The sequence below is a fragment of the Paenalcaligenes suwonensis genome (assembly GCF_011290505.1).
Lineage (GTDB): Bacteria > Pseudomonadota > Gammaproteobacteria > Burkholderiales > Burkholderiaceae_B > Paenalcaligenes > Paenalcaligenes suwonensis.
In genome coordinates this window covers 99,258-124,209 of the sequence record NZ_JAANPV010000002.1, presented here as the reverse complement: position 1 = coordinate 124,209, position 24,952 = coordinate 99,258, and the positions used below count along the sequence as shown (strand labels likewise).

The following is a 24,952-nucleotide window of genomic DNA, read 5'->3' as shown; positions in this document are numbered from 1 at the left end:
CTACGCTCGGTCTTGATCAGGGTGAAGGCTGTATCCATCGCACGCGTTGGGGAGCTGCAGAAGAATTTTTTATGATTTGAGAAACCAAATCAAAAAAATTTTCTCTCCGCCCCCCTGAACATGCTGCTACGGGTAGGTTTACAGCCCTTTCTTGTGAGGCAGTCAGTACGCTAGCCTCGAAATACTCTGCTAAGGATAGATGTAGACCTCTATGCGTAGCGTTGGTTAGCACATATAAGAGGCTGTTTCGTATTAGCGTAGTGGTTGGCTACTGCTCTGTGCTGAATTGGGTGCCTTTTTGTAAGGTATTTCTAAGGCACATCAGGCAACTAACGACAGCATTGAATAAGAAATACAGCGCGACACTATGCGTTTGTACAGAAGTAAGTACGCCTACAGAAATCATCGGCCTAAAAACCTCTGCAGGCGACGAGCAAAAGGCGGATGGAAGTGTTTTTTTATTTGGTGTCTCAAATAAAAAAATACTTTCGCAGCCTTAGGCTACGGCAGACCAGTCGTGAGTGCGTGGGCTTTGAAGTTCATGCAGCCCAGCAGTGAGTAAACGGGCTTTTCCAAACCTCTGCGGTGAGTTAGCAATCCAGTTGATTTGCCACCCTAGAAGACTCTGCCTTCTTACTATGTAGTTGCACCACCTGAGGCTGCAGTATTTGCCGTAGACCTTCGTCACGGACCAAATCAGCCAACGTATAGCGATCCAAATACGCAAAGAACGCTTGCAACGCTCCATAAAGAATGCCGGTCAATTTACAGCAACCTTGCAGTACACAAGCAGACTCAGCCCCCATGCATTCAACAAGCTGACAATCAGACTCTGTTTGGCGCAGTAGTTGGCCTAAGGGCAGGGCGTGGGCAGTGGATGCTAGTTGCAGCCCGCCACCTTTACCTCTGCTGCTGTCCACCCAGCCTAATAGGCTTAGCTGGTGAGCAATCTTCATTAGGTGCATGCGAGAGATAGCATAGTGCGCGGCGATATCAGCGATGGTGTGGCGTTGCTCAGGGTTAGCAGCCAAATACATCAGTAAACGCAGCGCATGGTCGCTGCTGCGGTTTAAGCGCATGATTCACCACAATTCAGCTCCTTAGGGGGCTGATCTGGGTTTTTGTCTATTTGATAGCCCATCCACAAACTACGGGCAATGCGCTTGGAGAACTCACGAGCATGACGCGCGAGTTGTTGGTTGGGGTGGCGTGCGGTGCTGACCTCAAACTGAGCCAGCCATGCACAGAATAGCTCGGCGCTAAGCTCAGGGAGGCGAGCGTGCTTCATCATGGGGGAACCAGAGTAGCGTGCACTGCGACACAGCAGCGATGACCAGAAGTCCACCATGATGGCTAAGTGATGATCCCAATCGCTAATGTGTTTGTTGAAAATAGGCCCTAACACAGCATGTACGCGTATGTCGTCGTAAAAGTCGTGTACCAACTGATGGATTTCACTTTCTTCGTAGGTGTCTAAAGTCATGGCTAAGGCATACGGTTTATAAGATGAATATAAAAGTCATCTTATGATGCCTACTGAAGTAGGGTCAAGTTAAACGCTGTGACAAGTTTTTCAAGCTAAAAGGGCTATCACAAAGTGATGACTACTGTTTACTATAGGGACTTAATGATTTTCAGTATTTTCGGAGTGTAGGATGGCATTTGACTTTCACCGTATCAACGACGACTTTGCCGTGGCACCTCAACTGTCAGCAGCTGACATGCAGGCAGTGGCCGAAGCCGGATTTAAAAGTGTGATCATTAATCGTCCAGATGGCGAAGGTGGTGTGGATCAGCCTGCTTCTGACGATGTGATGATTGCGGCTAAAACTGCAGGTTTGCAAGTGGTGTATCAGCCTGTGATTAGTGGCCAGATGACAGTAGATAATGTGGAAACCTTCGCTGGGTTGCTGCAAAGTATGCCTCAACCTATCTTGGCATATTGTCGTACTGGCACTCGTTGTGCCAATTTATACTACGCGGCCACTGAAGCCTGATATAGCTCAAGTATTGCGGTAATTCAGTATTGCCGCATCAGAGTAATAGGCTTAGGCTATTGCTAATCGTATTTATTCAATGGGGAGTACTCTCATGTTCAAAAAAATTCTGATCCCTACAGATGGTTCCGCGTTGTCTGCTCAAGCAGCCAACAAAGGTGTGTGTTTTGCTAAGCAAATCGGTGCAGAAGTGGTGGCGTTGCACGTAACCCAACCTTTTGCTGCAACAGTAGGTTTTGATGGTATGGCAGCAGCGTATGCCATTACCGACGAAGACTACGAAAAAACAGCGTCTGAGCAAGCGAATAAATACTTGAAAGCCGTTCTGGACCGCGCTGAAACAGCGGGTGTACCGGTGACATCGCGTTCGGTTTCTAATTTCAACGTGGCTGACGGTTTGGTGAAAGCCGCCGAAGAAGAGGGCTGCGACTTGATCTTTATCGGTTCCCACGGCCGTAGCGGTTTGTCCCGCTTGTTGCTGGGTAGCGTAACAGCCAAAGTATTGAACATGGCACGCTGCGCCGTATTGGTATACCGCGTGAATCACGATAACGACTAATATCGTGTTTGTTGCTACGACACTAAAAAAGCCACGTTAAGTGGCTTTTTTAGTGTGTCTACGCAGACAAGACAGGTAGTTAGCCATGCTACTGTGCTGTGCACAGTAGCATTTTTCATGTTTATTTAAACAGGGCGCTCGCTTTTAGCAGCGTTTCCCATACACCAATAACCAACGGAATACTGACATAGAGCCAGAACAACGCCAGCAATACGGGTGAGGTTTTTTTGACCGTAGTAGAGGTAGGTTGTGTCATCGTGGTCTCCGGTTATTCCGCAGGTTGCATAGAGCGCAGCGATGCATCGGCTGGCTTTTCTGAGGGCATGTGGTGTTTAGCATTCACAGGGCGCACCATTAGGTTGCACAGGAAGCCTACCACTAATAAGCCCGCCATAATGTACATGGTGGTGGTGTAGGCCTGAGAGGCCGGCACACCGTTGTCCACTTGGTACTGGCGAATGTAGTTAACCAGTACAGGGCCTAACACGCCCGCTACCGACCACGCGGTTAATAAACGGCCATGTATGCCACCAACAAAACGCGTGCCAAACAAGTCAGCTAAGTAAGCAGGAATCGTAGCAAAGCCACCGCCGTACATAGACATAATTACGAAGTAGGCAATTACAAATAGCGCTACATTGCCGGCAGAGCCAAAGCCTGGGACCGTGAAGTACAGCACAGAGCCCAACACAAAGAAGATCATGTAGGTGGTTTTGCGACCAATGTAGTCGGATACTGATGACCAGAAGAAACGCCCCAACATGTTCGCTAAGGAAAGCAACCCTACAAAGCCTGCTGCAGCGGCTGGTGTAATGCTGGCAAAGCTATCTTGAATCATTACTGATGCTTGGCCCAGCACACCAATACCTGCCGTCACGTTTAAGCACAGAATCCACCATAGCAGCCAGAACTGAGGTGTTTTCAGGGCTTGGTCAATGTGCACGTGGTCGCGGGAAATCAGCGCGCTTTGTACCACGGGTGGTGTCCAACCTTCTGGCTTCCAGTCTGGCGCAGGAATACGCACAGCCAGTGAACCAATGCTCATGGAGATAAAGTACAAACATCCCATGACGACAAAGGTCTGGGTGACACCCATGGATGTAGGAGAGGCGAAGTAGTCCATCAGGCCTACCGACAATGGCGAAGCAATAAATGCCCCACCACCAAAGCCCATGATGGCCATACCGGTTGCCATGCCGCGCTTATCGGGGAACCATTTAATTAAGGTGGACACAGGCGATACATAACCTACCCCCAACCCTATGCCCCCAAGCACCCCATAGCCTAAATAGACTAGCCAAATTTGGTGCAAATGTATGCCTAGTGCGGCCACCATGAAACCACCACCAAAACAGCAGGCTGCTGTGAACATGGCTTTGCGGGGGCCTACTTCTTCCAGCCATTTACCGGCAAACGCAGCCGATAAACCGAGAAATACGATGGCTAAACTAAAGATCCAACCTAGGGTAGGCAGGCTCCAGTCATCCGGTGCCGAGGAGGTAATCCCCAACAGTCGGGTCATGGGTTCATTAAAGACAGAAAACGCGTATGCCTGACCAATACACAGGTGTACGGCGAGCGCGGCGGGGGGGATCATCCAGCGATTAAAACCAGGACCTGCTGTAATGCGGGCTTTACTGAAAAAGCCATTGGAAGCTTGAGCGTTGGATGTGCTCATGTTTGTCTCCTTATGCGCCTTATGCTTGTAATAGGCGTTTCGTACTATTGTTTTTAAGAGGAGGGTTGCCGGGGGATGAGTGCCCCGGCTAGGTAATACAAACAGCTCAGGCGGTCAGTGCGGCAGGATCCAGTTTGGTCCTGTAGCGGGTAATTGACTCCATAACAATGGCAGAAAGTTCGCCCTCGTCACTTTTGCCATCAGGGTGTTGATCTACGTAGCTATACAGCGACTGCCGCATGCGGGGATCCCAAAACAAGCGGATGTGATTGGCAATACCTTCTAGAGACTCTTCACGGTTAGGTTGAGACTCAAAAAAAGTTCCTATGCGATTGATCATCGGTATCAGGCTTTTACTTTTCATACTCTATCGCCCAAAATTAAAAAGAAGTTAAACGGTGTGGGTGACTGTAAACATTGAAATGCTGTTCACGTCCAAAACCTATGAGCAATAGGTTGAGCTCTTTGGCGAGTTGTGTGGCAAGGGTAGTGGGTGCGGACACTGCAACCAAGGTAGGAATACCGGCTGCGGCTGTTTTTTGCACCATCTCAAAGCTGGCTCGGCTGGATACCAGAGCCAGACTTTGTGCCGCTGTTGCCAACGCATCATGACGCAGCAGGTGGCCAATAAGCTTGTCTAGCGCATTGTGCCTGCCTACATCCTCACGAATAACTTGAATCTCTCCTGCTTGATTAGCCAGCGCTGCAGCATGTGTTGCACCGGTTTTTTGGTGCAGCACTTGCTGTTGACGTAGTTGATGCAATGCCTTCGCTACAGCGGCTGGTGCCACATTGTAGAAAGGTTCAGGCAGTGCAGGTAACGCGCGTTTCACGTCTTGTAAGCTTTCCAATCCACACAAGCCGCAGCCAGTACGGCCAGCCAACTGCCGTCTGCGCAGTTTTAGCTGTTGCAAACAGGCGCTAGCGATATCGAGATCAATCACGATACCGTCAGGGCTGTGCTGCACTTGTACATCGTAAATATCACTGTGTGTGCGTACGATGCCTTCGGTATAGGAAAAGCCTACGGCTAAGTCCTCTAGGTCCAAGGGGGTGCCCAGCAGTACAGCGTGGCTAATGCCATTGAACTGCAGTGCAATAGGCACCTCTTGGGCGATGAGGTCTGGCATCTCGTGCAGCGCAAGACTGGGTGTCTCGCACCGCACGATGTGAAATGTTGCCAGACCCTCTTCGGTCTGAGGTAGCGAGATGCATTCATCCGTAAGCATGACGCCTCCCGCGATTAGCTCTGGGTACTCAGTGCAGGTTTTTTGTCTTGGCTGACAGGTGCTGCCGCAGCAACACTTTCTTCTGCCTCTGGTGCTCTAGCTTCGTCCAGCAATTGTTGCTGAATTTCGTTAAAGCGTGACCAGCGAGATTGCCAGTCTGAGACTTGGCCAGACGTTACCTTACTGATTTGTACCGCTGTGACTTTGTACTCTGGGCAGTTAGTGGCCCAGTCAGAGCTGTCAGTGGTCACCACGTTGGCACCCGATTCTGGGAAGTGGAAGGTGGTGTAGACCACGCCCGGTTGCATACGCGAGGTAACGGTGGCACGCAGTACGGTTTCGCCCGCACGGCTTTTCACTGCTACGTAGTCGCCCGTGCGAACGCCACGGTCCTCGGCGTCGTGTGGGTGCAGCTCTAGGATATCTTCTTTGTGCCATGCCACGTTTGCGGTACGGCGGGTTTGAGCACCCACGTTGTACTGCGACAAGATACGGCCGGTAGTTAGCAGCAAGGGGAATTTGCGCGTACTACGTTCGTCTGTGGGCACGTACTGCGTAATGATGAACTTACCTTTACCGCGCACAAATTCGTCTATGTGCATGGTTGGGGTGCCTTCTGGCGCTTCTTCGTTACATGGCCACTGTACGCTGCCGCCCAGTTCGTCAATGCGTTGGTACGACACACCGGTGAAGGTAGGTGTCAGGCGTGCGATTTCATCCATGATTTCGCGTGGGTGGTTGTACAGCATGGGGTAACCCAAAGCATTGGACAATGCGCAGGTAACTTCCCAATCGGCCATACCGTTTTTGGGTTCCATTACTTTACGTACACGCGAAATACGACGCTCGGCGTTAGTGAAGGTGCCGTCTTTTTCCATAAAGGAAGAGCCGGGCAAGAACACGTGGGCGTATTTAGCGGTTTCGTTCAGGAACAAGTCTTGAACGATGATGCACTCCATCGAGGCCAATGCCGCAGCAACGTGCTGGGTATCGGGGTCAGACTGAACAATGTCTTCACCTTGGCAGTACAAACCTTTGAATGAGCCGCTAAGTGCCGCATCAAACATGTTAGGAATGCGTAGGCCTGGCTCAGGCTGTAGGGTGACGCCCCATTCTTGTTCAAACTCGCTACGAGCTTCATTGTTGGAAATGTGACGGTAGCCAGGCAACTCGTGTGGGAAGGAGCCCATGTCACACGAACCTTGCACGTTGTTCTGACCACGCAGCGGGTTCACGCCCACACCTTCGCGGCCAATGTTGGCAGTTGCCATTGCCAAGTTGGCAATAGCCATCACGGTTGTAGAACCTTGGCTGTGCTCGGTTACACCCAGACCGTAGTAAATGGAGCCATTGCCGCCTGTGGCGTACAAGCGTGCAGCACCACGTACCAGATGCGCCGCCACACCGGTGATTTCTTCGGTGGCTTCTGGGGAGTTCTCGGGACGGCTAACAAACTCACGCCAGTCGTTAAAGGATTGGTCTTCACAGCGCTCGCGTACAAACTCTTCAGCGATTAGGCCTTCGGTGGCAATCACGTGTGCCAAGGCTGTCAGCATGGCGGTGTTGGTACCGGGACGTAGAGGCAAGTGGTAGTCTGCCTTGATGTGTGGCGAGCTTACCAGCTCAGTTGCGCGAGGGTCGATCACGATCAGGCGTGCGCCTTCACGTATACGACGCTTCAAGCGTGATGCAAACACAGGGTGAGCATCGCTTGGGTTAGCACCAATCACAATGACCACGTCTGTGTGCATGACGGAGTCAAAGGTTTGTGTACCTGCCGACTCGCCTAGGGTTTGTTTCAGCCCATAGCCGGTAGGTGAGTGACACACACGAGCGCAGGTATCCACGTTGTTGGTACCGAATGCGGCACGTACCAGTTTCTGAACCAAGTAGGTTTCTTCGTTGGTACAACGTGAGGAGGTAATGCCCCCTACAGAGTCACGGCCGTATTTGTCTTGGATACGGCGAATTTCTGATGCGGCGTAGTTGAGCGCCTCTTCCCATGACACTTCGGTCCATGCATCTTGAATGCTTTTACGGATCATGGGTTTCAAAATACGGTCGGCGTGTGTGGCATAGCCAAAGGCAAAACGGCCTTTCACACAAGAGTGACCACGGTTGGCTTTACCGTCTTTCCACGGCACCATGCGGATGACTTCTTCGCCTTTCATTTCGGCTTTGAAACCACAGCCCACACCACAGTAAGCACAGGTAGTGATTACAGCGTGTTCAGGTTGGCCCAAATCGATAACCGAGTTTTCCATCAAGGCAGAGGTAGGGCAAGCTTGCACACAAGCACCACAGGACACACAGTCACTGTCGATGAAGTTGTCGCTTTGGCCCGCTGCAATACGGGAGTCAAACCCGCGGCCTTCAACGGTAAGCGCAAACGTACCTTGAACCTGCTCACAAGCACGCACGCAGCGGCTACACACAATACAGTGCGAGGAGTCGTAGGTGAAGTAGGGGTTAGAGGTGTCTTTGCTTTCGTGTACGTGTGTAGCACCTTCAAAGCCGTAACGTACGTTACGCAGGCCTACCACACCAACGGTGTCTTGCAGTTCGCAATTACCGTTAGCTGGGCACATCAAGCAATCTAGTGGGTGATCCGATACGTACAGCTCCACCACGTTTTTGCGCAGTTTGTTCAGGCGTTCGTTTTCAGTCGTGACCACCATGCCGGCTTCGGCAGGTGTAGTACACGATGCTGGGGTACCGCGGCGGCCTTCAATCTCAACCAAACATACGCGGCAGGAGCCAAAAGGCTCTAGCATGTCCGACGCACACAGTTTAGGAATGTTGATGCCACCTAAGGCAGCAGCGCGCATGACTGATGTGCCTTCAGGAACCACCACGGTTTGACCATCAATGGTCAGTTCGATCATGGTGGTGCTTAGGGATGCCGGAGTCCCTAGATCGCGTTCGCGTACGGCAACAGTTTCTAGCATAGTGGGCTCCTTAGGCGGGTTGCTGACTGGCGTCGGCAGAGGCCTTGGTTTCCAGACCAAAGTCGGTGGGGAAGTGCTCAAGCGCTGATAGCACAGGCACAGGGGCCATGCCGCCTAGTGCACACAACGAACCAGCAAGCATGGTGTCGCACAGGTCGCGCAGCAGTTCTACGTTGTCTTCGCGTTTCTCGTTGCGGCGGATTTTTTGAATCACTTCTACGCCACGCGTAGAACCCACCCTACAGGGGGTGCATTTACCACAGGATTCGATAGCACAGAATTTCATGGCGTATTCGGCCATGTGACCCATATCGACGGATTCATCGAAGGCCACAATACCACCGTGACCTACCATGGCGGATACGGCTGCATAAGCCTCGTAATCCATGGGTACATCCCAGTGTTTTTCAGGCAGGTACGCACCCAATGGGCCGCCTACTTGAGCAGCACGCAACGGTAGGCCGCTAGCAGAACCACCGCCGTAGTCATACAGCAGTTCACGCAACGTAATACCAAAGGCTTTTTCAACCAGACCGCCTTGTTTTAGGTTGCCGGTTAACTGGAAGGCCAAGGTACCACGTGATCTGCCCATACCGTAGTCACGGTAGTATTCGCCGCCTTTAGCCAAAATAGTAGGTACAGAGGCCAACGAAATAACGTTGTTCACCACGGTAGGTTTACCCAAGAAACCTTGCAGCGCAGGCAGAGGGGGTTTGAAACGAATCACCCCACGTTTACCTTCTAAGCTTTCTAGTAAGGAGGTTTCTTCACCGCAAATATACGCGCCAGCGCCTTTACGTACTTCTAGGTCAAAGGTTTTGCCGCTGCCAGCAATATTGTTGCCTAACCAGCCCGCCTCATAGGCGCGTTTGATGGCGTGGTCTAGGGCTTGAATCGCCAATGGGTATTCTGAACGCACGTAGATATAACCGGAGGTGGCTTCTACCGCCAAACCAGCAATGGCCATACCTTCAATCAGGGTACAGGGGTCACCTTCCATTAACAGACGGTCAGAAAACGTACCCGAGTCACCTTCGTCGGCGTTACAGACTATGTATTTTTGGTCAGCTTTGGCGTTAAGTACCGTATTCCACTTGATACCGGTAGGGAAGGCCGCACCACCACGACCACGCAGGCCAGAGTCTGTCACCATTTTGACAATCTCGGCAGGGGCCATTTGCAGGGCGCGTTTCAACCCCTCAAAGCCGCCATGTGCTTGGTATTCATCCAAGTTCAGTGGATCAATTACCCCAACGCGAGCAAAGGTCAGGCGTTCCTGATTTTTCAGGTAAGGAATTTCTTCGGTTAGGCCGTGGCACAGTGGGTGTGTTTTCCATTCGGCAGCAAATAAGCTGGCGACATCGTCAGGCGTAACAGGACCAAACGCAACGCGACCTTCGGGCGTGCTTACTTCCACTAAAGGCTCTAGCCACAACATGCCACGCGAGCCGTTGCGTACCAGATCAATGTCTATATTTTTTTCAGCAGCCTGTTGCTGAATGGCTGCAACTACCTCATCGGCACCCATGGCGATGGCGGCTGTGTCGGCGGGTACATAAATTCGTAATGGTGCTGTACTCATTTTTGTACTCCTTCCTTAGCAAGCAGCGCATCCAGACGATCTGGGCTCATACGCGCGTGCGGTTTTCCATCCAGCATTACTGCTGGAGACTGCGCACAGAGGCCCAAGCAATACACGGGCTCAAGCGTGACTTCGCCATTAGGCGACGTCTGGTGGAAATCACAGGAAAGTGTTTGACGAGCGTGCTCAGCCAAGGCTTCGCTACGCATGGCCTGACAGGCCTCGGCCATACAGACTTCCAGCACGTGTTTACCGGCAGGTTTCTGGCGGAAATGGCTGTAGAACGTGATCACACCGTGTACTTCGGCGCGCGACAGGTTCAGCGCGCGGGCAACAAGCACCACAACGTTATCTGGTAGGTAACCGATCTCATCCTGTACATGGTGAAGGATGGGCAGCAGATTACCCTTTTTATGGGCGTGGGCAGCGATGGCTGCATCCACAATTGCCTGATACTGGCCGTCAGCAGGATCAAACTGACTGACATGGGAGGGGATATGCATGGCGTACATCCTAAAACGTCAGAATTTGGGTATTCTGAGGTTGCTTATATGAATTTATTTGCATAATATAAATAATGTTTTTCCTTAATCTACAAAGCAAACACAAATATATCAATAGGAAAACACTTGCATATTAAACAAGCGTAATATGCAATAAATTACATAATTAAGGGTTACTACTCATCAAAAGGACAGTAGATGAGCAACCAATTTAAGGCCCAAATTGAGGCCGAATGGGTATTGGAAAACCATGATGGCGTCGCCTATAAATTAGGCGATGTGTTGAATTTATTGGGCGCCATCGAAAGCACCGGAAATATTACGGGGGCGGCCAAGGCCTGTTCACTCTCGTATAGACATGCGTGGGGGGTGTTGCGTCAGGCCGAGCAACAGTTCCAAGCTACCCTTATTGAAACATCGCGTAGGCAAGGGACAACCCTGACACAATTTGCCAAGCGTTTGTTGTGGGCAAACCGCCGTGTGCATGCTCGATTAATGCCTATGCTAGAAAGTATGGCATCCGAGTTACAAGAAGAGCTTGCCCGCTTATATGCGACAGAACCCCCGCGCTTGCGCTTACATGCTAGCCATGGTTTTGCAGTAGAAGGGCTGATGCGCTTAGCCAATGATTTGTCTTACCTGCCTTTAGAGCTACGCTACCGTACAGCGATAGAAGCGCTGAACTCGTTGCTACGCCGTGAGTGCGATATTGCGGGTTTCCAAGTACCTTTAGGTAAGTACCAGTCTCAAGCCTTACACCATTACAGTGCTTGGCTGCGGCCTGATCAGCATCAATTGATCTTTTTAAGTGATCGTAATACCGGCTTATTTGTTCAGCACGGCAACCCTAAAGGGGTGCGCGGTGTAGAAGACTTGTTGCGTCCTGATGTGCGATTTGTGAACCGGCAGATAGGGTCTAGCACCCGTCATCTGTTAGGGCTGATTATTCAAGACCTGAATTTGGACCCCAACAATATTCAGGGCTATGACAGCACCGAGCTTACACACATGGCAGTAGCGGCGCACGTGGCAAGTGATATGGCTGATGTGGGCTTCGGAGTGGAAACAGCCGCCTGTAGGTGTGGGCTGGACTTTATCCCTATTGCCCGTGAACGTTACTTCTTTGCCGTACATAAAGATGTTCTAGAGTCCGAACTGATTAAGCGCTTTTTGGCGTTGATCCGTGGTGATGATTACCGTGGTTACATGAGTCAGCTTATTGGTTATCAGGCTGAAGGCATAGGTACGGTGATGTCCTTAGACGAAGCCTTTGGTACGGAGAAGTTGCCCGCTATATCGTAGCCTTGCGAACGGTATGCGCAACACTTCCCTGCAAAAGCGGTTCACTATCAGTGTGATGGCTGATAATGAAACCATAAAGTAATTTCTCCGTTACGGTACTGCGGAGGGGCAATGCATAAAAGCCTACTAGAAACTACACAGCACACAACAAGCATGACAAGCAAACCACTCAACAAGGCGGCACCACGAGTGATCCCCCTTGCGCAAAGCGGGGTGCAGGATCAATTACAAAGGCCGCTGCATGATCTGCGTATTTCGGTAACAGATAAGTGTAATTTTCGTTGCACCTACTGTATGCCACGGGAAATCTTTGGGCCTGAACACGAATTTTTGGCTCAAAAGCAGTTGTTGAGTTTCGAGGAAATCACCCGTGTGGCCAGTTTGGCTGTGAACATGGGTGTGCGCAAAATACGCTTAACCGGTGGCGAGCCATTATTGCGTCGGCATATAGAAGATCTGGTGCACATGTTGGCGCAACTACGCACCGTTGATGGACAGCCGGTAGAGCTGGCTATGACCACCAATGGCACTTTGTTGGCCGCTAAAGCTCGTGCCTTAAAACAAGCGGGCTTACAACGTGTGACGGTCAGTTTAGATGCCTTGGAAGATGCTCGTTTCGCGCACCTTAGCGACAGTAAGGTGTCAGTTAAACAAGTGTTGGATGGCATAGAAACGGCCAGCGTTGAAGGCTTGTTTCCCGTCAAAGTAAATATGGTGGTGCGCAAAGGTTTAAACGATGACCAAATTGTGCCCATGGCAGAATACTTCAGGCATACCCCGCACATCTTGCGTTTCATCGAATATATGGATGTGGGTAACAGCAATGGCTGGAATCTAAAAGAGGTGCTCACTGGGGCAGAGATCGTTTCTCGCATACATCAGCATTACCCACTAGAGCCTGTGCAAGCGAATTACAAAGGCGAAGTCGCGGGGCGCTATAGGTATCTGGATGGAGCAGGCGAGGTAGGGATGATTACCAGTGTGTCCCAACCTTTCTGTGGTGACTGTTCTCGCATACGCCTGTCCCCAGAAGGGCGGTTCTTCTTGTGCTTGTTTGCGTCTAAGGGGGTGGATATTCGTGCGCCTTTGCGCGCCGGCGCTACCGACGATGTGTTAGCGGGGTTATTGGCCGGTACATGGCGTGCTAGGCAAGATCGCTATTCTGAAATACGCGGTGCGGTAGAGCGTAGCGCCGATAAAGTAGAAATGAGCTACATAGGTGGGTGATATGCGTATAGATGGGCTCATTCTGGCAGGCGGGCAATCCCGTCGCATGCAGGCATTGGGCGCGATAGATAAAGGTTTGCTTAACCTAGAAGGTCTGTCTTTCGCAGAGCTGGCAGCCCAGCGTTTACGGCCGCACTGCCAACAATTATTTATTAGTGCCAATAGCCATCAGGCGGACTATGCCGCGTGGGGTGATGTGGTGGGCGACGATACTGCCTACGCAGGCCAAGGACCGTTAGCGGGTATGTTGGCGGTGATGCGTCGTAGTCAGGCCGATTACTTGTTAACCTTGCCTGTAGACAGCCCCTTTGTCTCGGCTCAGGTTATTCACACTCTGATCGAGCAGGCTAAGCAATCACCGACTACGTCTGTGCATTATGCATGTGCCGCACAAACACATCCCTTATGCGCTATCGTTCGCACCGACTTGGCGTCATCGTTAGAAAGCTATTTGGCGGCAGGCCAGCGCAGGGTACAAAGCTGGTATGCGGACGTACAGGCTAAAGCCGTACATTTTGGCAAAGCGGTAGAAGCAGAGTTCTTAAATGTGAATACGCCAGAAGATTGGCAGCAAGCGCAATCGTATTGCCGCTAGCTGCCAATAGTGTGCGGCTTAGGCGCACCAGTGGGCAAAGTCGTAGTAACGCACTTGTGTGCCTGGCGTGACATTGGTATCGGCCGGTACGCGGGCCAATCCCGTTGCCCATGCTAAGGAACTGATAATGCCTGAACCTTGCTGAGGGTATGGCAACAAATGCAGTGAGCCATCGTCTTGAGTGATGGCTTGTACACGCAAAAACTCTTCACGGGTACCATGCAAGGTGGTTTCGCAATCCAGTTTGCCATAGCTGGTACGAGGCAGTGCGTGGGAGCGGCCTTGCAGCACACGCACCAACGGCGTCACCATTAACGCAAATACCGCATACGCTGATACAGGATTACCGGGTAAACCAATAATAGGTGTGTTGTTCAGTTTGGCGAGTGCAACCGGCTTACCGGGTTTCATACGCACTTTCCACAGTTGCAATTCCCCACCTGCGGCTTCAATGGCGGGTTTCACCAAATCTTTATCACCTACCGACACACCTCCTACGGTCAGCACCAAATCGCATTCATGGCTTAGCTTTTCCAAAGCGGCTTGAATAGCCTCTAAGGTGTCAGGCGCATGGATAACATGTGTGACTTCTGTGTGCATTTCCTCTGCTAAGGCACGCAACATGGACGCATTGGAGTTGTAGATTTGACCGGTTTTTAGTGCTTGGCCGGGTTCGGTTAGTTCGTTTCCGGTAGTCAGAATACCCACACGCAAGCGACCATATACAGGTATGTCAGTGATGCCTTGTGCCGCCAGCATCGCAATGTGGCTACTGTCTAGCAAGGTGCCACGTTGCAAAATAGGTTGTTGCTGGGCCATGTCTTCACCGGCATAGCGCACGTGCTGCCCTTTGATGGGGGCTTCCAAAATGCTCAGTTGGTTATTCTCTTCCGAGCACAGTTCTTGGATCACAACCGTATCGGCGTTGGCGGGAATCAGGCTGCCTGTAAACAGACGGGCAGCGTAGCCAGCTTGCAGGGCTTCCGGTACGTCACCGGCATAAACGCGTTGCTGTATAGGCAATGCTTTGCCTGCTTGATAGTCGGCAAAGCGGATAGCGTAGCCATCCATTGCGCTGTTGTCCGCAGGGGGAATGTTCAACGCCGCGTTTAGTGTTTCAGCCAGTACTCGTCCACGAGCCAGTGGGAGCGACACCGATTCTGTGCGTTCCAGTGCTTGTCCAGCATCCACTAAACGTTGTTGGGCAATATCAAAGTCGAGCAGGCTCATGATTAGTCGTTATCCCATAAAGCAGTTTTTTGGGCATCAGACTCGTGTTGCTGTACCCAGATTTTTTGACCGTCTTGCAGATGTTCGCGCTTCCAAAAAGGGGCGCGAGTTTTGAGCGCATCAATAATGTATTCACAGGCTTTAAAGGCCTCGCCACGATGGATGCTGCTGACGGCTACAAACACAATTTGTTCGTCGCGATGAAGTGTACCAACGCGGTGTACCACGCGAGTAGCCAGAATGTCCCAGCGTTCTTTGGCTTGGCTACAAATGGCTTCTATCTCGCGCTCACACATACCCGGGTAGTGTTCCAGTATCAAGGCATCGGTAGGATGTTCTGGCTGGTAGTCACGCACGTAGCCAATGAAGCTTAGCAAGGCTCCTGTGTGGCCAGCATGTCGTTCATACAGTTGTTGTATAAGCGCTTGTGCGTTGAAGTCGGCTTCTTGTACGGTGACCATGCTTAGCCTCCGGTAACAGGCTCAAACACGGCAACTTCATTGCCGGCGTGTATGACGGTTTGTTTGTGTGCGTACTCTTGGTTAACCGCAATTTTTAGACGGCGGTGTAAGGGCGAGAGCTGTGGGTAGCGAGCAATTAATTGCTCTAGCCAATGTTCTACGGTCAGGCTTTCTGATAGCGGCCAAGTTTCTTGGCGCGTGCCTACCAGTTCTGCCACTTGGGCAAAGTACAGCACGGAAATCGAGGAAGTATTAGTCATGAGAGGACTCCGAAGCGTGCCATTCACCGCTTTTGCCGCCAGACTTGTGCAGCAGGCGCAGGGTTTCGATCACGATGCCTTTATCGGCCGCTTTACACATGTCGTAAATGGTGAGGGCAGCGACGCTACACGCGGTCATGGCTTCCATTTCCACCCCAGTACCGTGTGTGGTTTTGCAGGTGGCATGAATAATGACACTGCGGCTGGGGGCGTCTACTGTGAACTCAATCGTCACCACAGCCAAGGGCAAACTATGGCATAACGGGATCAGGTCAGCACAACGCTTGGCGGCTTGAATACCAGCAATGTGCGCGGTGGTGAGTACTTCGCCTTTGGCGTTGTCTTGGGCTGAAAGTAGAGCGAAAGCGTGCTCACCCAAACGCACACGGCCATAAGCGGTTGCCGAACGTGCGCTGAGGTTTTTATGGCTGATATCCACCATGCGAACACTGCCACTTTCGTCAAGGTGACTCAAACGGGCGTCAGAGCCGGGAATACCGAAACCGGTGGGGGAAGAAGAATTCGCCATGATGTGAAACAGATACTAGAAGTTAATCTACAGGGTTGCCCTATTATAGGCATGTCATTTCAGTAGAGCATTGAAGTCGCTCATGATTCGAGGTTATCTTCAATCAAGAAGCTTTCGTTCCCACAGATGCGTGCAAGTTCTAAGAGATTTTTGGTGCCGGTTTTTTCTAAAATACGGGCGCGGTGCACTTCGATGGTGCGCATGCTCACGTCTAGCATTTCGGCTATTTGCTTGTTCAGCATGCCTTGCAGTGCTAGCTGTAGTACTTGTTTTTCGCGTGATGATAATGAGGCTAGCTTATCGTTCCATTGTTGCTGACGTTGTTGTTCGTCACGGTTAAGCTGGTAGGTGTGCAGCACCTCTAGCACTCTATCCACCAGTTCATTGTCGTTGAACGGCTTTTCAATAAAATCCACCGCACCACGCTTTAACGATGCTACTGCCATGGGTAAATCGCCGTGCCCTGTCAGGAAAATCACCGGTTGGGTGGCCCCTTTTTCGCAAAGTTGATCAAACACTTCTAAACCCGATAAGCCTTCCATACGGATGTCTAACAGTAAACAGCCGTTGAGCTCTGGGTGCCAAGCTTGTAAAAAGCTCTCGCCTGAGTCCCACTGTTCGGTAGGAACTTTACGGGTTTTAAACAACCATGCTAGGGCATCTCGTATAGCCTGATCATCATCAATAATGTGTACGATGGCTGGTGAACGTGCGTCAGTCATGTTTGGCAAGCGGTAAGGTAAAGACAAAGGTGGCACCGTGAGTGGCAGGCGTTTCATACCACAGCGTGCCACGGTGAAGTTCGATAATGGATCGGCAAATATTTAAGCCTATACCCATTCCGTTGGTTTTATTGGTAGAGAAAGGCTGGAACAGCAAAGGCACCATGTCAGCAGCAACACCAGGGCCTTGATCGCTGACGGCAATTAATGCGTGTTGGCCTCGTGTTTGTACGTTGATATCTATTTTACGCTGATCCATTGGTTGGTTCTTGAGTGCCTCTAGCGCATTTCGTAATAAGTTGAACAGTACCTGTTCAATCATGATGCGATCCGCCATGACATAGAGGTTAGCCTCGGGGAGGTCTAGGGTGGTGCGTACTTTATGTTTCAGCAGCTCGTTATGAATAAAGCTTAGGCTATCCAAAATAATGGGGCGCAGTTCCTCGAGTTTCAGCAACGGGTCACGCTTGCGCACAAAGTCGTTCGTGCGGCGCACGATTTCGCCAGCGCGTCGGTTTTGGGCTGCTAGGCTTTCTAATCCGCTACGTAAGTCATCGTGACTGATTGTCTCGCCGTCTTCTAATAGGTTTAGGCAACCCGCCGCATAACTGGCCACAGCAGATAAGGGCTGGTTGAGCTCGTGAGCAAGGGTAGAGGCGACCTCTCCCATACTCATTAAGTGTGCTGTCTTTTGTAATTGCTCGGCTTGTTGGCTGGTGCGCTCTTCCTGCGCTTTACGCGAAGAAATATCAATAATGGAACCCATCCAACCCATGTGTCTGCCTTGATTGTTAATCAAGGGGGCTTCATGCACTTGTATGTCTAAGATAGAACCATCACGGTGCTGGAAGCGTGTCTCAAAGCTTTGAGCGGTAGGCATGCGGTTTTGTTGATAGTGCCTATCTAGGGTCTCGTTCACCATATCGGGCGGCCACCAGGGCATGGGGGGCGACAGACCAATAATTTCGTCAGCTTTCCAACCCACTAACTGACAAAAAGCCGGATTCACATACAAAATGCGGCCATTGAGATCGCGAGCACGCATGCCCGTGGTCATGGAGTTTTCCATGGCTCGCCGGAAGTTTTGCTCATCCAGTAACGCTTGTTCGGCTTGCTGGCGCTTACGGGCATAGTAGTACTGCACCAATAAACTGATGATGGCAAAAATGGCCAGCCCCACAATCACAATGATGAGTAGGGTTTGGGTAGAGGTAGAGCCAGAGGTGTAGGGTTTTAACTGTAGGCGAACGCCATGTAAGGGCGGATCTACCGACATGCTGTAGCTGAGTTCGCTGGTTTTAAGTGCCGTGTTCACGCGCCGTGCAATAACTCGGTCGCTGTTGTTGTCCACCAAGACAATCTCGTACTGACCGGCCACCCACCAGGGTATTTGGCTAGTGAGTAGTTGGTTGAGCGACAGCGAGGTACGCAGCAAGCCCGTAGGCTGGTTGTTGGCCCCAAAAATAGGTGCTTGGAAATCGACTAGGACTTCGTTTAATTGGTCGTCTTTACGAGCAGGAAACCAGCTTTTAAAGCGCGGTAGAGGGTTGGTAGGTGATTGAGCGTTATAGCCACGCGGCAAGGTCAGCGGTTCGTCACGCTGCACGTCAAACCAACTGATGATTTGCAACTCAGGGTGTATGTCTTTGACGTGCTGCAAGCGGGTAAGCAGGACGTCGGGGTCTTGGCCTTTGCTGATTTCTTGGGCAAGTCGTTCTACGTTTTCTTCATGCGTACGTAGCTGGAAAAACAAGTTTTGTTCTACCCATAATGCATCTTCAATCAGTTTGGTACGTAATTCATCCACCCTATCTTTGCGTAATAACAGAATAAACAGCGTAATTAAAATCACGATAATGACTATAGCCAAAATAGGCGCGTAGCTCATAAAGGCATTAAACCTGGATGAACCGCTTAGGTGTTTACCCTGAAAAGTGCTGCTAAAAATACGCATATAGGTGCTTACTTCGGATTTCCACAATAGAGGAAGGGGAAAAATATTTTTACTCTGCGGGTTATCTGTTTTTTATAACACTTGCAAATAGACCTGCAGGGTCATGGAGGAGAAAGAATGAAAAAGATCTTTACGCTGACACTGGTTGCTTCAGCACTAATGGCTACCAGCGCATGGGCGGCTGATCCGCTGGTGATCAAATTCAGTCACGTTGTAGCTCCTGACACACCTAAAGGTAAGGGTGCTGATCGTTTCAAACAACTGGCCGAAGAGTATACCGGCGGTAACGTAGTGGTTGAGGTCTATCCAAACTCGCAGCTTTACAAGGATAAAGAGGAACTGGAAGCCTTGCAATTAGGTGCTGTACAAATGTTGGCTCCTTCCTTGGCTAAGTTTGGTCCGTTGGGCGTGCGCGAATTTGAAGTATTCGATTTGCCTTTTATCTTTGAAAGCAAAGACGATCTGCGTAAAGTCACTAATGGTCAAGTAGGTAAAGACTTATTGGCTAAGCTAGAGCCAAAAGGTATTAAAGGTTTGGCCTATTGGGATAACGGTTTCAAAGTCATGAGTGCAAACTCTCCTTTGCACACACCGGATGATTTCCTAGGCCTGAAAATGCGTATTCAGTCTTCCAAAGTATTGGAAGCCCAGATGCAAGCATTGGATGCCGTGCCACAAGTAATGGCGTTCTCCGAGGTGTACCAAGGCCTGCAAACCGGTGTGGTAGATGGTACCGAGAACCCACCATCCAACATGTACACCCAGAAAATGCACGAGGTGCAAAAGCACGCTACCAACTCTAATCACGGTTACTTGGGTTATGCCGTTATCGTGAACAAGAAGTTCTGGGAAGGCTTGGATGAAGAAACACGTACTCAGTTAGAGCGTGCGATGGAAGAAGCCACCGAGTACGCAAACGAGATCGCTCAGCAAGAAAACGATGAGTCGTTGGCAGCGATGAAAGCCTCTGGCAAAACCACGTTCTACGATTTGACCGACGAAGAGCGTCAAGAGTGGATCACACAGTTGCGTCCTGTGCATGAGCAAATGGCTTCCCGTATTGGTCAGGAAACCATTGACGCGGTTTACAAAGCTGTTGAATAAAAACCAAATGATGAGCTGGCGCGAGACAGCGCCAGTTTTTCTGGTTTTCAGGTCGGTGGTATAGACCACATCTTATAGGCTTGACCACACCCCGCGATGGCAGTGCTACGCGGGGTATACAGGTCTCGGAGAAGCCATGTTTCTACGTTTTTTAGATAAGTTTGAAGAGATTTTTATCTCTTTATTAATGATTGCGGCCGTGCTGATTATTTTCGTCGCCGTGACGCAGCGTTACTCAGTGTCTTTGCTGGCGGATATGGTCGCGTGGTCCAGATCACATGATTATCCACAGTTGGCATCCATGCTGCGCTCTGCCTACCGTTCGGTAGTGAGCGTGAATATGCTGTGGGCGCAAGAGTTGTGTATTTACCTGTTTGTCTGGATGGCAAAGTTTGGTGCAGCGTACGGTGTACGTACAGGTATTCACGTGGGTGTGGACGTGCTGGTGAACGCGGTGTCACCCAGCAAACGCAAAGTATTGATCGTGATCTCGTTGCTGGGCGGTGTGCTGTTTACCGCGTTGGTGGCATGGATTGGTGGCAGCTTTGTGTATGACATCAGCCAAACAGCCCAGGTATCGGCTGACTTAGAAGTACCAGTGTGGATTGTCTACCTTGCTGTACCAGCGGGTTCCGCGTTGATGTGTTTCCGTTTCTTGCAGGCGTTGTACGCATTCTTGACCAAGGGTGAGTACGAGCATGAAGAGCCTGGCGAAGAGTGGTTGGATGATATGAGGAAAGACGGAGAATCCGCATGACCAGTTTTATTATTTTCGCGTTGCTAGGCGTACTGCTGCTCACTGGGATGCCGGTATCCATTGCGCTAGGTCTGACGGTGATGACGTTCTTGTTCACCATGACCAGCGTGCCCATGGACAGTATTGCTCTCAAGCTGTTCACCGGTATTGAGAAGTTTGAGATCATGGCGATCCCGTTCTTTATCTTGGCGGGGGGCTTTTTAACGCATGGCGGGGTGGCGCAGCGGATGATCCGATTTGCGTCCTCAATGGTGGGTCACTTGCCCGGTGGTATGGGGTTGGCTGCCGTATTGGCATGTGCTCTGTTTGCATCCATTAGTGGTTCGTCTCCTGCGACGGTTGCTGCGATTGGTTCCATCATGATTCCCGCGATGGCCAAACAAGGTTATCCACTGCAGTTTGGTACCGGTATTGTGTCTACCTCAGGCGGTCTGGGTATCTTGCTGCCACCCTCTATTGTGATGGTGATGTACGCGGTAGCGACCAGTGGCATGATGGTTGAAGGCCCAGATGGTGTGCGAGTAGGTACAGCGTCAATTGGTCAGTTGTTTATCGCGGGTGTGGTGCCCGGTTTGATCTTGGCATGTATGCTGGGTATGACCACCATGTATCGTGCATGGAAGTTGGATTACCCACGTATGCCTAAAGCCAGCATGCGCGAGCGTTGGGCTGCCTTTAAAGATTCCGTTTGGGGTCTGATGCTGGTGGTAGTGGTGATGGGCGGTATTTACAGTGGTGTGTTTACACCTACTGAAGCTGCGGCCATCAGTGCGGTATACGCGTTTGTGATCGCTGTCTGGGTATACAAAGACGTTAAGCTTAAAGACGTGCGTAAGATTGTGTTGGAATCGGCAGCGATGAGTGCGATGCTGCTGTACATCATTACCAACGCCGTGATGTTTGCCTTCATCTTAACCTCTGAGCAAATTCCGCAAAACATTGCGGCATGGATTGTGGATCAAGGCATGGGCTTGATTGCATTCTTGCTGTTCGTGAACGTGTTGCTGCTGATTATTGGTATGGTGATGGAGCCGTCTGGTCTGATTCTGATCATGGCGCCTATTTTGTTCCCGGTAGCCATGAAGCTGGGCATGGACCCTGTTCACTTCGGGATCATGCTGGTGGTCAATATGGAGATTGGCTTGGCTACACCGCCGGTGGGGTTAAACCTCTATGTGGCGTCGAGTATATCGAAGCTAGGGTTAACGGAAGTCACCAAGTCCACCATTCCATGGCTGTTAACAGGGCTAACCTTCTTGATGATTATTACCTTCATTCCTGAAGTAACCTTGTGGTTCCCACGACTGACTGGCTGGCTATAGCAATCTCTATATAGAGGTTATGACTGGATACAAACAAGACCTGGTAGGTGCCTGACACCACCAGGTCTTGTTGTATCATGTAGACGAGTGAGTGGATGTTTTGACGCCGTCTACCGGTTTGTCACGCAGAATGCGGCATCATACTCATTGGTGAACGGCATGGCCGTAATTTATGCAGGTTTATGAGGTGGAGAAACCATGACAATTAAAGTTGGCGACAAAGTCCCTAACGCAACATTGGCAGAATATGTGCTAACAGCGACAGATACATGCGCGCTGGGCCCTAATAGTTTTCAGGTAGCTGATGCCGTAGCAGGTAAAAAAATTGTACTGTTTGCGGTACCGGGTGCTTTCACTCCTACGTGCTCTGAACAACACCTGCCAGGCTTTATTGCTAAAGCGGCTGAATTCAAAGCTAAAGGCGTAGACGAAATCTGGTGCGTAGCGGTAAACGATGCATTTGTAATGGGTGCATGGGCTAAAGACCAAAACGCGGAAGGCAAAGTACGCTTGCTAGCGGATGGTAGCGGCGACTGGACAGCAAAATTGGGTCTAGAGCTAGATTTGACAGCCAAAGGTTTGGGTGTACGTTCACGTCGTTATTCCGCATTGCTGGAAGATGGCGTAGTGAAAATCCTGAATCTGGAAGACGGCGGTGGCTACGAGCGTAGCGATGCCGACACGCTGTTGAAACAGCTGTAGGGCAGACTGCTTTCCCCTTGGTTTTGCGTAAATCAAGGGTGAGAGATGAAGTGAATCTGCCGACCTCAGGGTCGGCAATTTTTTAGAAAATGGACCGTGGCATGGCAGGCTCTGTAGGCGCATTTTTCTCCTTGTATCTGGCAACGTTGGTGTTGTTAACAGGTTCTGGCTTGTTCAATACCTTTATTGGTTTGCGATTGTCAGAGCAGTCCGTATCCGAAGTGTGGATTGGTGGATTGATTGCGGCGTATTACTTCGGTTTGGTGGTGGGCGCGAGGGCTGGTCACCGGTTGATTATTGGCGTCGGGCACATACGTGCTTATGCAGCCAGTGCGGCGATGCTTACCGTCTGTATTCTGGCGCAGATACTGGTAGATAACATGTGGCTATGGCTAGGATTGCGATTCCTAGCGGGGGCGGCCATGGTTACCCAATACATGGGTATAGAAAGTTGGTTAAACGAACAAACAGATAACGAAAAACGCGGCGTGGTATTTGCGTTTTATATGCTGATGTCCAGTTTAGGTACGGTGTTAGGGCAGGTGGTGCTGACCCTGTTCCCTGAACTGGATTACAAGCCGCTGGTATTTGTGGCTATATGTTCGGTGTTCAGTTTGGTGCCTATAGCGCTAACTCGACGCATGAGCCCAGCGCTGCAAGTGCCAGCTCCCATTAATGCACGCTACTATCTTGAGCGCGTTCCCATGTCTATGGTGGTGCTCTTTGTCTCGGGCATGATTACCGGTTCGTTTTATGGTTTGGCACCGGTATATGGGGTACGGGTAGGTTTAGGTAACGACGAGGCCGCTTTATTTGTGGCGGTATCCGTGGCGGCTGGTGTGGTAGCACAGTGGCCCGTGGGGTGGTTGGCTGACCGTTTTAATCGCGTCGCGCTCATACGTATTAACGCGATTAGTTTGACGGCGCTGGCGATTCCGCTGTGGGGCTGGTTGGATATCCCCTTTCAGGTCTTGCTAGGCTTAGGAGCCGCTATAGGTGTTTTGCAGTTCACGCTATACCCCTTGGGCACAGCGCTCGCGAACGATAACGTAGACCCCGAGCGTCGGGTGGGCTTAAGCGCCATTTTGTATATTATGTATGGCTTAGGCGCCTGTATTGGCCCCTTAATGGTAGGGGTGTTAATGAACAAGGTTAGCAGTGCGCTCTTCTACGTATTTGTAGCAGCGTGTAGTGCAACGTTGGTGCTGGTGGTACGTCAGCAGAAAGTGACTGGCGAGCATTTAAGCCCCGACGCACCTACCGAGTTTGTGCCTATGCCGGAACTACAGGGTTCCAGTGTGGCTGGGGTGCTAGATCCACGGGTGGATATCAGCAGTGATATCTCTCACGACCCTGTGATCGAAGAAGAGGGCCCCGAGTTAGACGAGTTTACGCCACCGGAGCCCATGGAATCACCTAGCGAGGAAACAGCAGCAGAATCGCCCCAATCGCTAAGATAATCCCGACCATATTTAGCCAAGAGAGCTTTTCTTTAAAGAACCCCGCCCCTATAAGTGTGCCTAAGCTGATGACGCCAATGTTCATGGCAGAAAACACTAAGGTGGGGTTCTCGGAGTAATGCTGGTGGGCACGTATATAGAAGTAGATGTTGCTGAAGTTCAAGGCGCCCAGCAATATGCCTGAAAGCAAACTACGTCGTGACCAACGAGTGCGTTGTAACAGCAGCCAAGCTAGCATTACTACGCCTGCAATCGCAAAGCTGACCACCAAGCTGCCTGCAAATTGAGCCCCTGCTTTAGATAACTGTTTAAACAGGATATCGATGATCCCGAAACCTAACCACACCACCAGCAACCACGTTGTGGCGTGCTGAGTCGTGGGCTGAGTAAAGGCGGCGGGTGTGTTTAGCACTTTAGGGCGTGATAACAAGCACAGCAAGGCTACTAAGGCTAAGGCTATACCGTAGCCTTTATAGCCAGTAATGGACTCGTCAAAAATAAATACAGCAGCCAGCAGTGGGATCAGCAGGGACAGGCGCTGCGCAGCATCGCTACGAACAATACCTGCTTGCTCCACGGCTTTGCTCATGATGACAAACACACTAGGCAGCAGTAGCCCCAAACTTCCCAGTACCCAGAAGGGGGTATTACCAGATAGCACGCTCATAGGATCTGGGCGTAACAGCAGCACACAGAGGGTAATAGCGGTCAGGTAGTTGATGGCAACGGCCTGACCCACATCCAATTGATATCGACGTGCCAGTTTCAGAAAAATTGAAACGCCTACACTGCAGGCAATACTGAAAAGAAGTAGGTGCATGATGATACCGG

General features: G+C 50.8%; 26 protein-coding genes. 10 read left to right on the top strand and 16 right to left on the bottom strand.

Features of this window, described 5'->3' with window-relative positions; genetic code table 11:
* Positions 1 to 590: 590 nt before the first annotated feature.
* Entirely contained in the window at positions 591 to 1,079 is a 489-nt protein-coding gene (locus tag GY634_RS03800) for an RrF2 family transcriptional regulator (protein WP_166407261.1), read from the bottom strand.
* Entirely contained in the window at positions 1,070 to 1,483 is a 414-nt protein-coding gene (locus GY634_RS03795; protein WP_166407260.1) for a group III truncated hemoglobin, read from the bottom strand. Before GY634_RS03795 ends, GY634_RS03800 begins: the two co-directional genes overlap by 10 nt.
* A 172-nt stretch (positions 1,484 to 1,655) precedes the next feature.
* Between GY634_RS03795 and GY634_RS03790 the strand changes: the two genes are divergently transcribed.
* Positions 1,656 to 1,997 (top strand): protein tyrosine phosphatase family protein, encoded by a 342-nt coding sequence (locus tag GY634_RS03790; protein ID WP_166407259.1) that lies wholly within the window; start codon positions 1,656 to 1,658, stop codon positions 1,995 to 1,997.
* A gap of 94 nt (positions 1,998 to 2,091) precedes the next feature.
* Complete coding sequence (locus GY634_RS03785; RefSeq protein WP_166407258.1) at positions 2,092 to 2,556, top strand: universal stress protein; 465 nt, start codon at positions 2,092 to 2,094, stop codon at positions 2,554 to 2,556.
* Between the two features lie 121 nt (positions 2,557 to 2,677).
* On the opposite strand, the gene GY634_RS03780 is transcribed toward GY634_RS03785, so the two are convergent.
* The 7 genes from GY634_RS03780 to GY634_RS03750 form a co-directional block, all read right to left on the bottom strand.
* On the bottom strand, positions 2,678 to 2,812 hold the full coding sequence (locus GY634_RS03780) for an MFS transporter small subunit (RefSeq protein ID WP_166407257.1): 135 nt from the start codon (positions 2,810 to 2,812) through the stop codon (positions 2,678 to 2,680).
* Between the two features lie 12 nt (positions 2,813 to 2,824).
* Positions 2,825 to 4,234, bottom strand: coding sequence for an L-lactate MFS transporter (locus tag GY634_RS03775; RefSeq protein ID WP_166407256.1), 1,410 nt, complete (start codon positions 4,232 to 4,234; stop codon positions 2,825 to 2,827).
* Between the two features lie 106 nt (positions 4,235 to 4,340).
* Complete coding sequence (locus tag GY634_RS03770) at positions 4,341 to 4,598, bottom strand: formate dehydrogenase subunit delta (RefSeq protein ID WP_166407255.1); 258 nt, start codon at positions 4,596 to 4,598, stop codon at positions 4,341 to 4,343.
* 16 nt (positions 4,599 to 4,614) lie between these two features.
* The gene (fdhD, locus tag GY634_RS03765) at positions 4,615 to 5,463 is read right to left on the bottom strand and encodes a formate dehydrogenase accessory sulfurtransferase FdhD (protein WP_166407254.1); all 849 of its coding nucleotides are present in this window, start codon (positions 5,461 to 5,463) and stop codon (positions 4,615 to 4,617) included.
* A gap of 14 nt (positions 5,464 to 5,477) precedes the next feature.
* Entirely contained in the window at positions 5,478 to 8,411 is a 2,934-nt protein-coding gene (fdhF, locus tag GY634_RS03760; RefSeq protein ID WP_166407253.1) for a formate dehydrogenase subunit alpha, read from the bottom strand.
* A gap of 10 nt (positions 8,412 to 8,421) precedes the next feature.
* Complete coding sequence (locus tag GY634_RS03755; protein WP_166407252.1) at positions 8,422 to 9,993, bottom strand: formate dehydrogenase beta subunit; 1,572 nt, start codon at positions 9,991 to 9,993, stop codon at positions 8,422 to 8,424.
* Positions 9,990 to 10,496: a formate dehydrogenase subunit gamma gene (locus GY634_RS03750; RefSeq protein ID WP_166407251.1), complete on the bottom strand. Its 507-nt coding sequence runs from the start codon at positions 10,494 to 10,496 to the stop codon at positions 9,990 to 9,992. Before GY634_RS03750 ends, GY634_RS03755 begins: the two co-directional genes overlap by 4 nt.
* A gap of 198 nt (positions 10,497 to 10,694) precedes the next feature.
* Between GY634_RS03750 and GY634_RS03745 the strand changes: the two genes are divergently transcribed.
* From GY634_RS03745 to mobA, 3 genes are all read left to right on the top strand, one after another.
* Positions 10,695 to 11,798, top strand: a complete 1,104-nt coding sequence (locus GY634_RS03745) for a substrate-binding domain-containing protein (RefSeq protein WP_166407250.1) — start codon at positions 10,695 to 10,697, stop codon at positions 11,796 to 11,798.
* A gap of 153 nt (positions 11,799 to 11,951) precedes the next feature.
* Positions 11,952 to 13,025, top strand: a complete 1,074-nt coding sequence (moaA, locus tag GY634_RS03740; RefSeq protein ID WP_166407249.1) for a GTP 3',8-cyclase MoaA — start codon at positions 11,952 to 11,954, stop codon at positions 13,023 to 13,025.
* A gap of 1 nt (position 13,026) precedes the next feature.
* Entirely contained in the window at positions 13,027 to 13,620 is a 594-nt protein-coding gene (mobA, locus tag GY634_RS03735; RefSeq protein ID WP_166407248.1) for a molybdenum cofactor guanylyltransferase MobA, read from the top strand.
* Positions 13,621 to 13,638: 18 nt separating this feature from the next.
* Here mobA and GY634_RS03730 read toward each other — a convergent pair whose 3' ends face one another.
* From GY634_RS03730 to GY634_RS03705, 6 genes are all read right to left on the bottom strand, one after another.
* The gene (locus tag GY634_RS03730) at positions 13,639 to 14,844 is read right to left on the bottom strand and encodes a molybdopterin molybdotransferase MoeA (RefSeq protein ID WP_166407498.1); all 1,206 of its coding nucleotides are present in this window, start codon (positions 14,842 to 14,844) and stop codon (positions 13,639 to 13,641) included.
* An 8-nt stretch (positions 14,845 to 14,852) separates the two neighbouring features.
* Positions 14,853 to 15,311 (bottom strand): molybdenum cofactor biosynthesis protein MoaE, encoded by a 459-nt coding sequence (locus GY634_RS03725; RefSeq protein WP_166407247.1) that lies wholly within the window; start codon positions 15,309 to 15,311, stop codon positions 14,853 to 14,855.
* A gap of 2 nt (positions 15,312 to 15,313) precedes the next feature.
* Complete coding sequence (gene moaD / locus GY634_RS03720) at positions 15,314 to 15,571, bottom strand: molybdopterin converting factor subunit 1 (RefSeq protein ID WP_166407246.1); 258 nt, start codon at positions 15,569 to 15,571, stop codon at positions 15,314 to 15,316.
* Complete coding sequence (moaC, locus tag GY634_RS03715; RefSeq protein WP_166407245.1) at positions 15,564 to 16,100, bottom strand: cyclic pyranopterin monophosphate synthase MoaC; 537 nt, start codon at positions 16,098 to 16,100, stop codon at positions 15,564 to 15,566. Before moaC ends, moaD begins: the two co-directional genes overlap by 8 nt.
* Before the next feature lie 80 nt (positions 16,101 to 16,180).
* Positions 16,181 to 16,822: a response regulator transcription factor gene (locus GY634_RS03710; protein ID WP_166407244.1), complete on the bottom strand. Its 642-nt coding sequence runs from the start codon at positions 16,820 to 16,822 to the stop codon at positions 16,181 to 16,183.
* A complete protein-coding gene (locus GY634_RS03705; RefSeq protein WP_166407243.1) occupies positions 16,815 to 18,710 on the bottom strand; it encodes a PAS domain-containing sensor histidine kinase in 1,896 nt (631 codons plus the stop codon). Before GY634_RS03705 ends, GY634_RS03710 begins: the two co-directional genes overlap by 8 nt.
* A 183-nt stretch (positions 18,711 to 18,893) precedes the next feature.
* On the opposite strand from GY634_RS03705, the gene GY634_RS03700 reads away from it, so the two are divergent.
* The 5 genes from GY634_RS03700 (at position 18,894) to GY634_RS03680 (ending at position 24,121) form a co-directional block, all read left to right on the top strand.
* Entirely contained in the window at positions 18,894 to 19,880 is a 987-nt protein-coding gene (locus tag GY634_RS03700) for a TRAP transporter substrate-binding protein (protein ID WP_166407242.1), read from the top strand.
* A 136-nt stretch (positions 19,881 to 20,016) separates the two neighbouring features.
* Positions 20,017 to 20,637, top strand: a complete 621-nt coding sequence (locus GY634_RS03695) for a TRAP transporter small permease (protein WP_166407241.1) — start codon at positions 20,017 to 20,019, stop codon at positions 20,635 to 20,637.
* A complete protein-coding gene (locus GY634_RS03690; RefSeq protein WP_166407240.1) occupies positions 20,634 to 21,959 on the top strand; it encodes a TRAP transporter large permease in 1,326 nt (441 codons plus the stop codon). The genes GY634_RS03695 and GY634_RS03690 overlap by 4 nt, the downstream gene beginning before the upstream one ends.
* Before the next feature lie 198 nt (positions 21,960 to 22,157).
* Positions 22,158 to 22,661, top strand: coding sequence for a peroxiredoxin (locus tag GY634_RS03685; protein ID WP_166407239.1), 504 nt, complete (start codon positions 22,158 to 22,160; stop codon positions 22,659 to 22,661).
* Positions 22,662 to 22,762: 101 nt separating this feature from the next.
* Positions 22,763 to 24,121, top strand: coding sequence for an MFS transporter (locus GY634_RS03680; protein ID WP_166407238.1), 1,359 nt, complete (start codon positions 22,763 to 22,765; stop codon positions 24,119 to 24,121).
* On the opposite strand, the gene GY634_RS03675 is transcribed toward GY634_RS03680, so the two are convergent.
* A complete protein-coding gene (locus GY634_RS03675) occupies positions 24,078 to 24,941 on the bottom strand; it encodes an EamA family transporter (protein WP_166407237.1) in 864 nt (287 codons plus the stop codon). The two genes, GY634_RS03680 and GY634_RS03675, sit on opposite strands and share 44 nt — an antisense overlap.
* Positions 24,942 to 24,952: the final 11 nt, after the last annotated feature.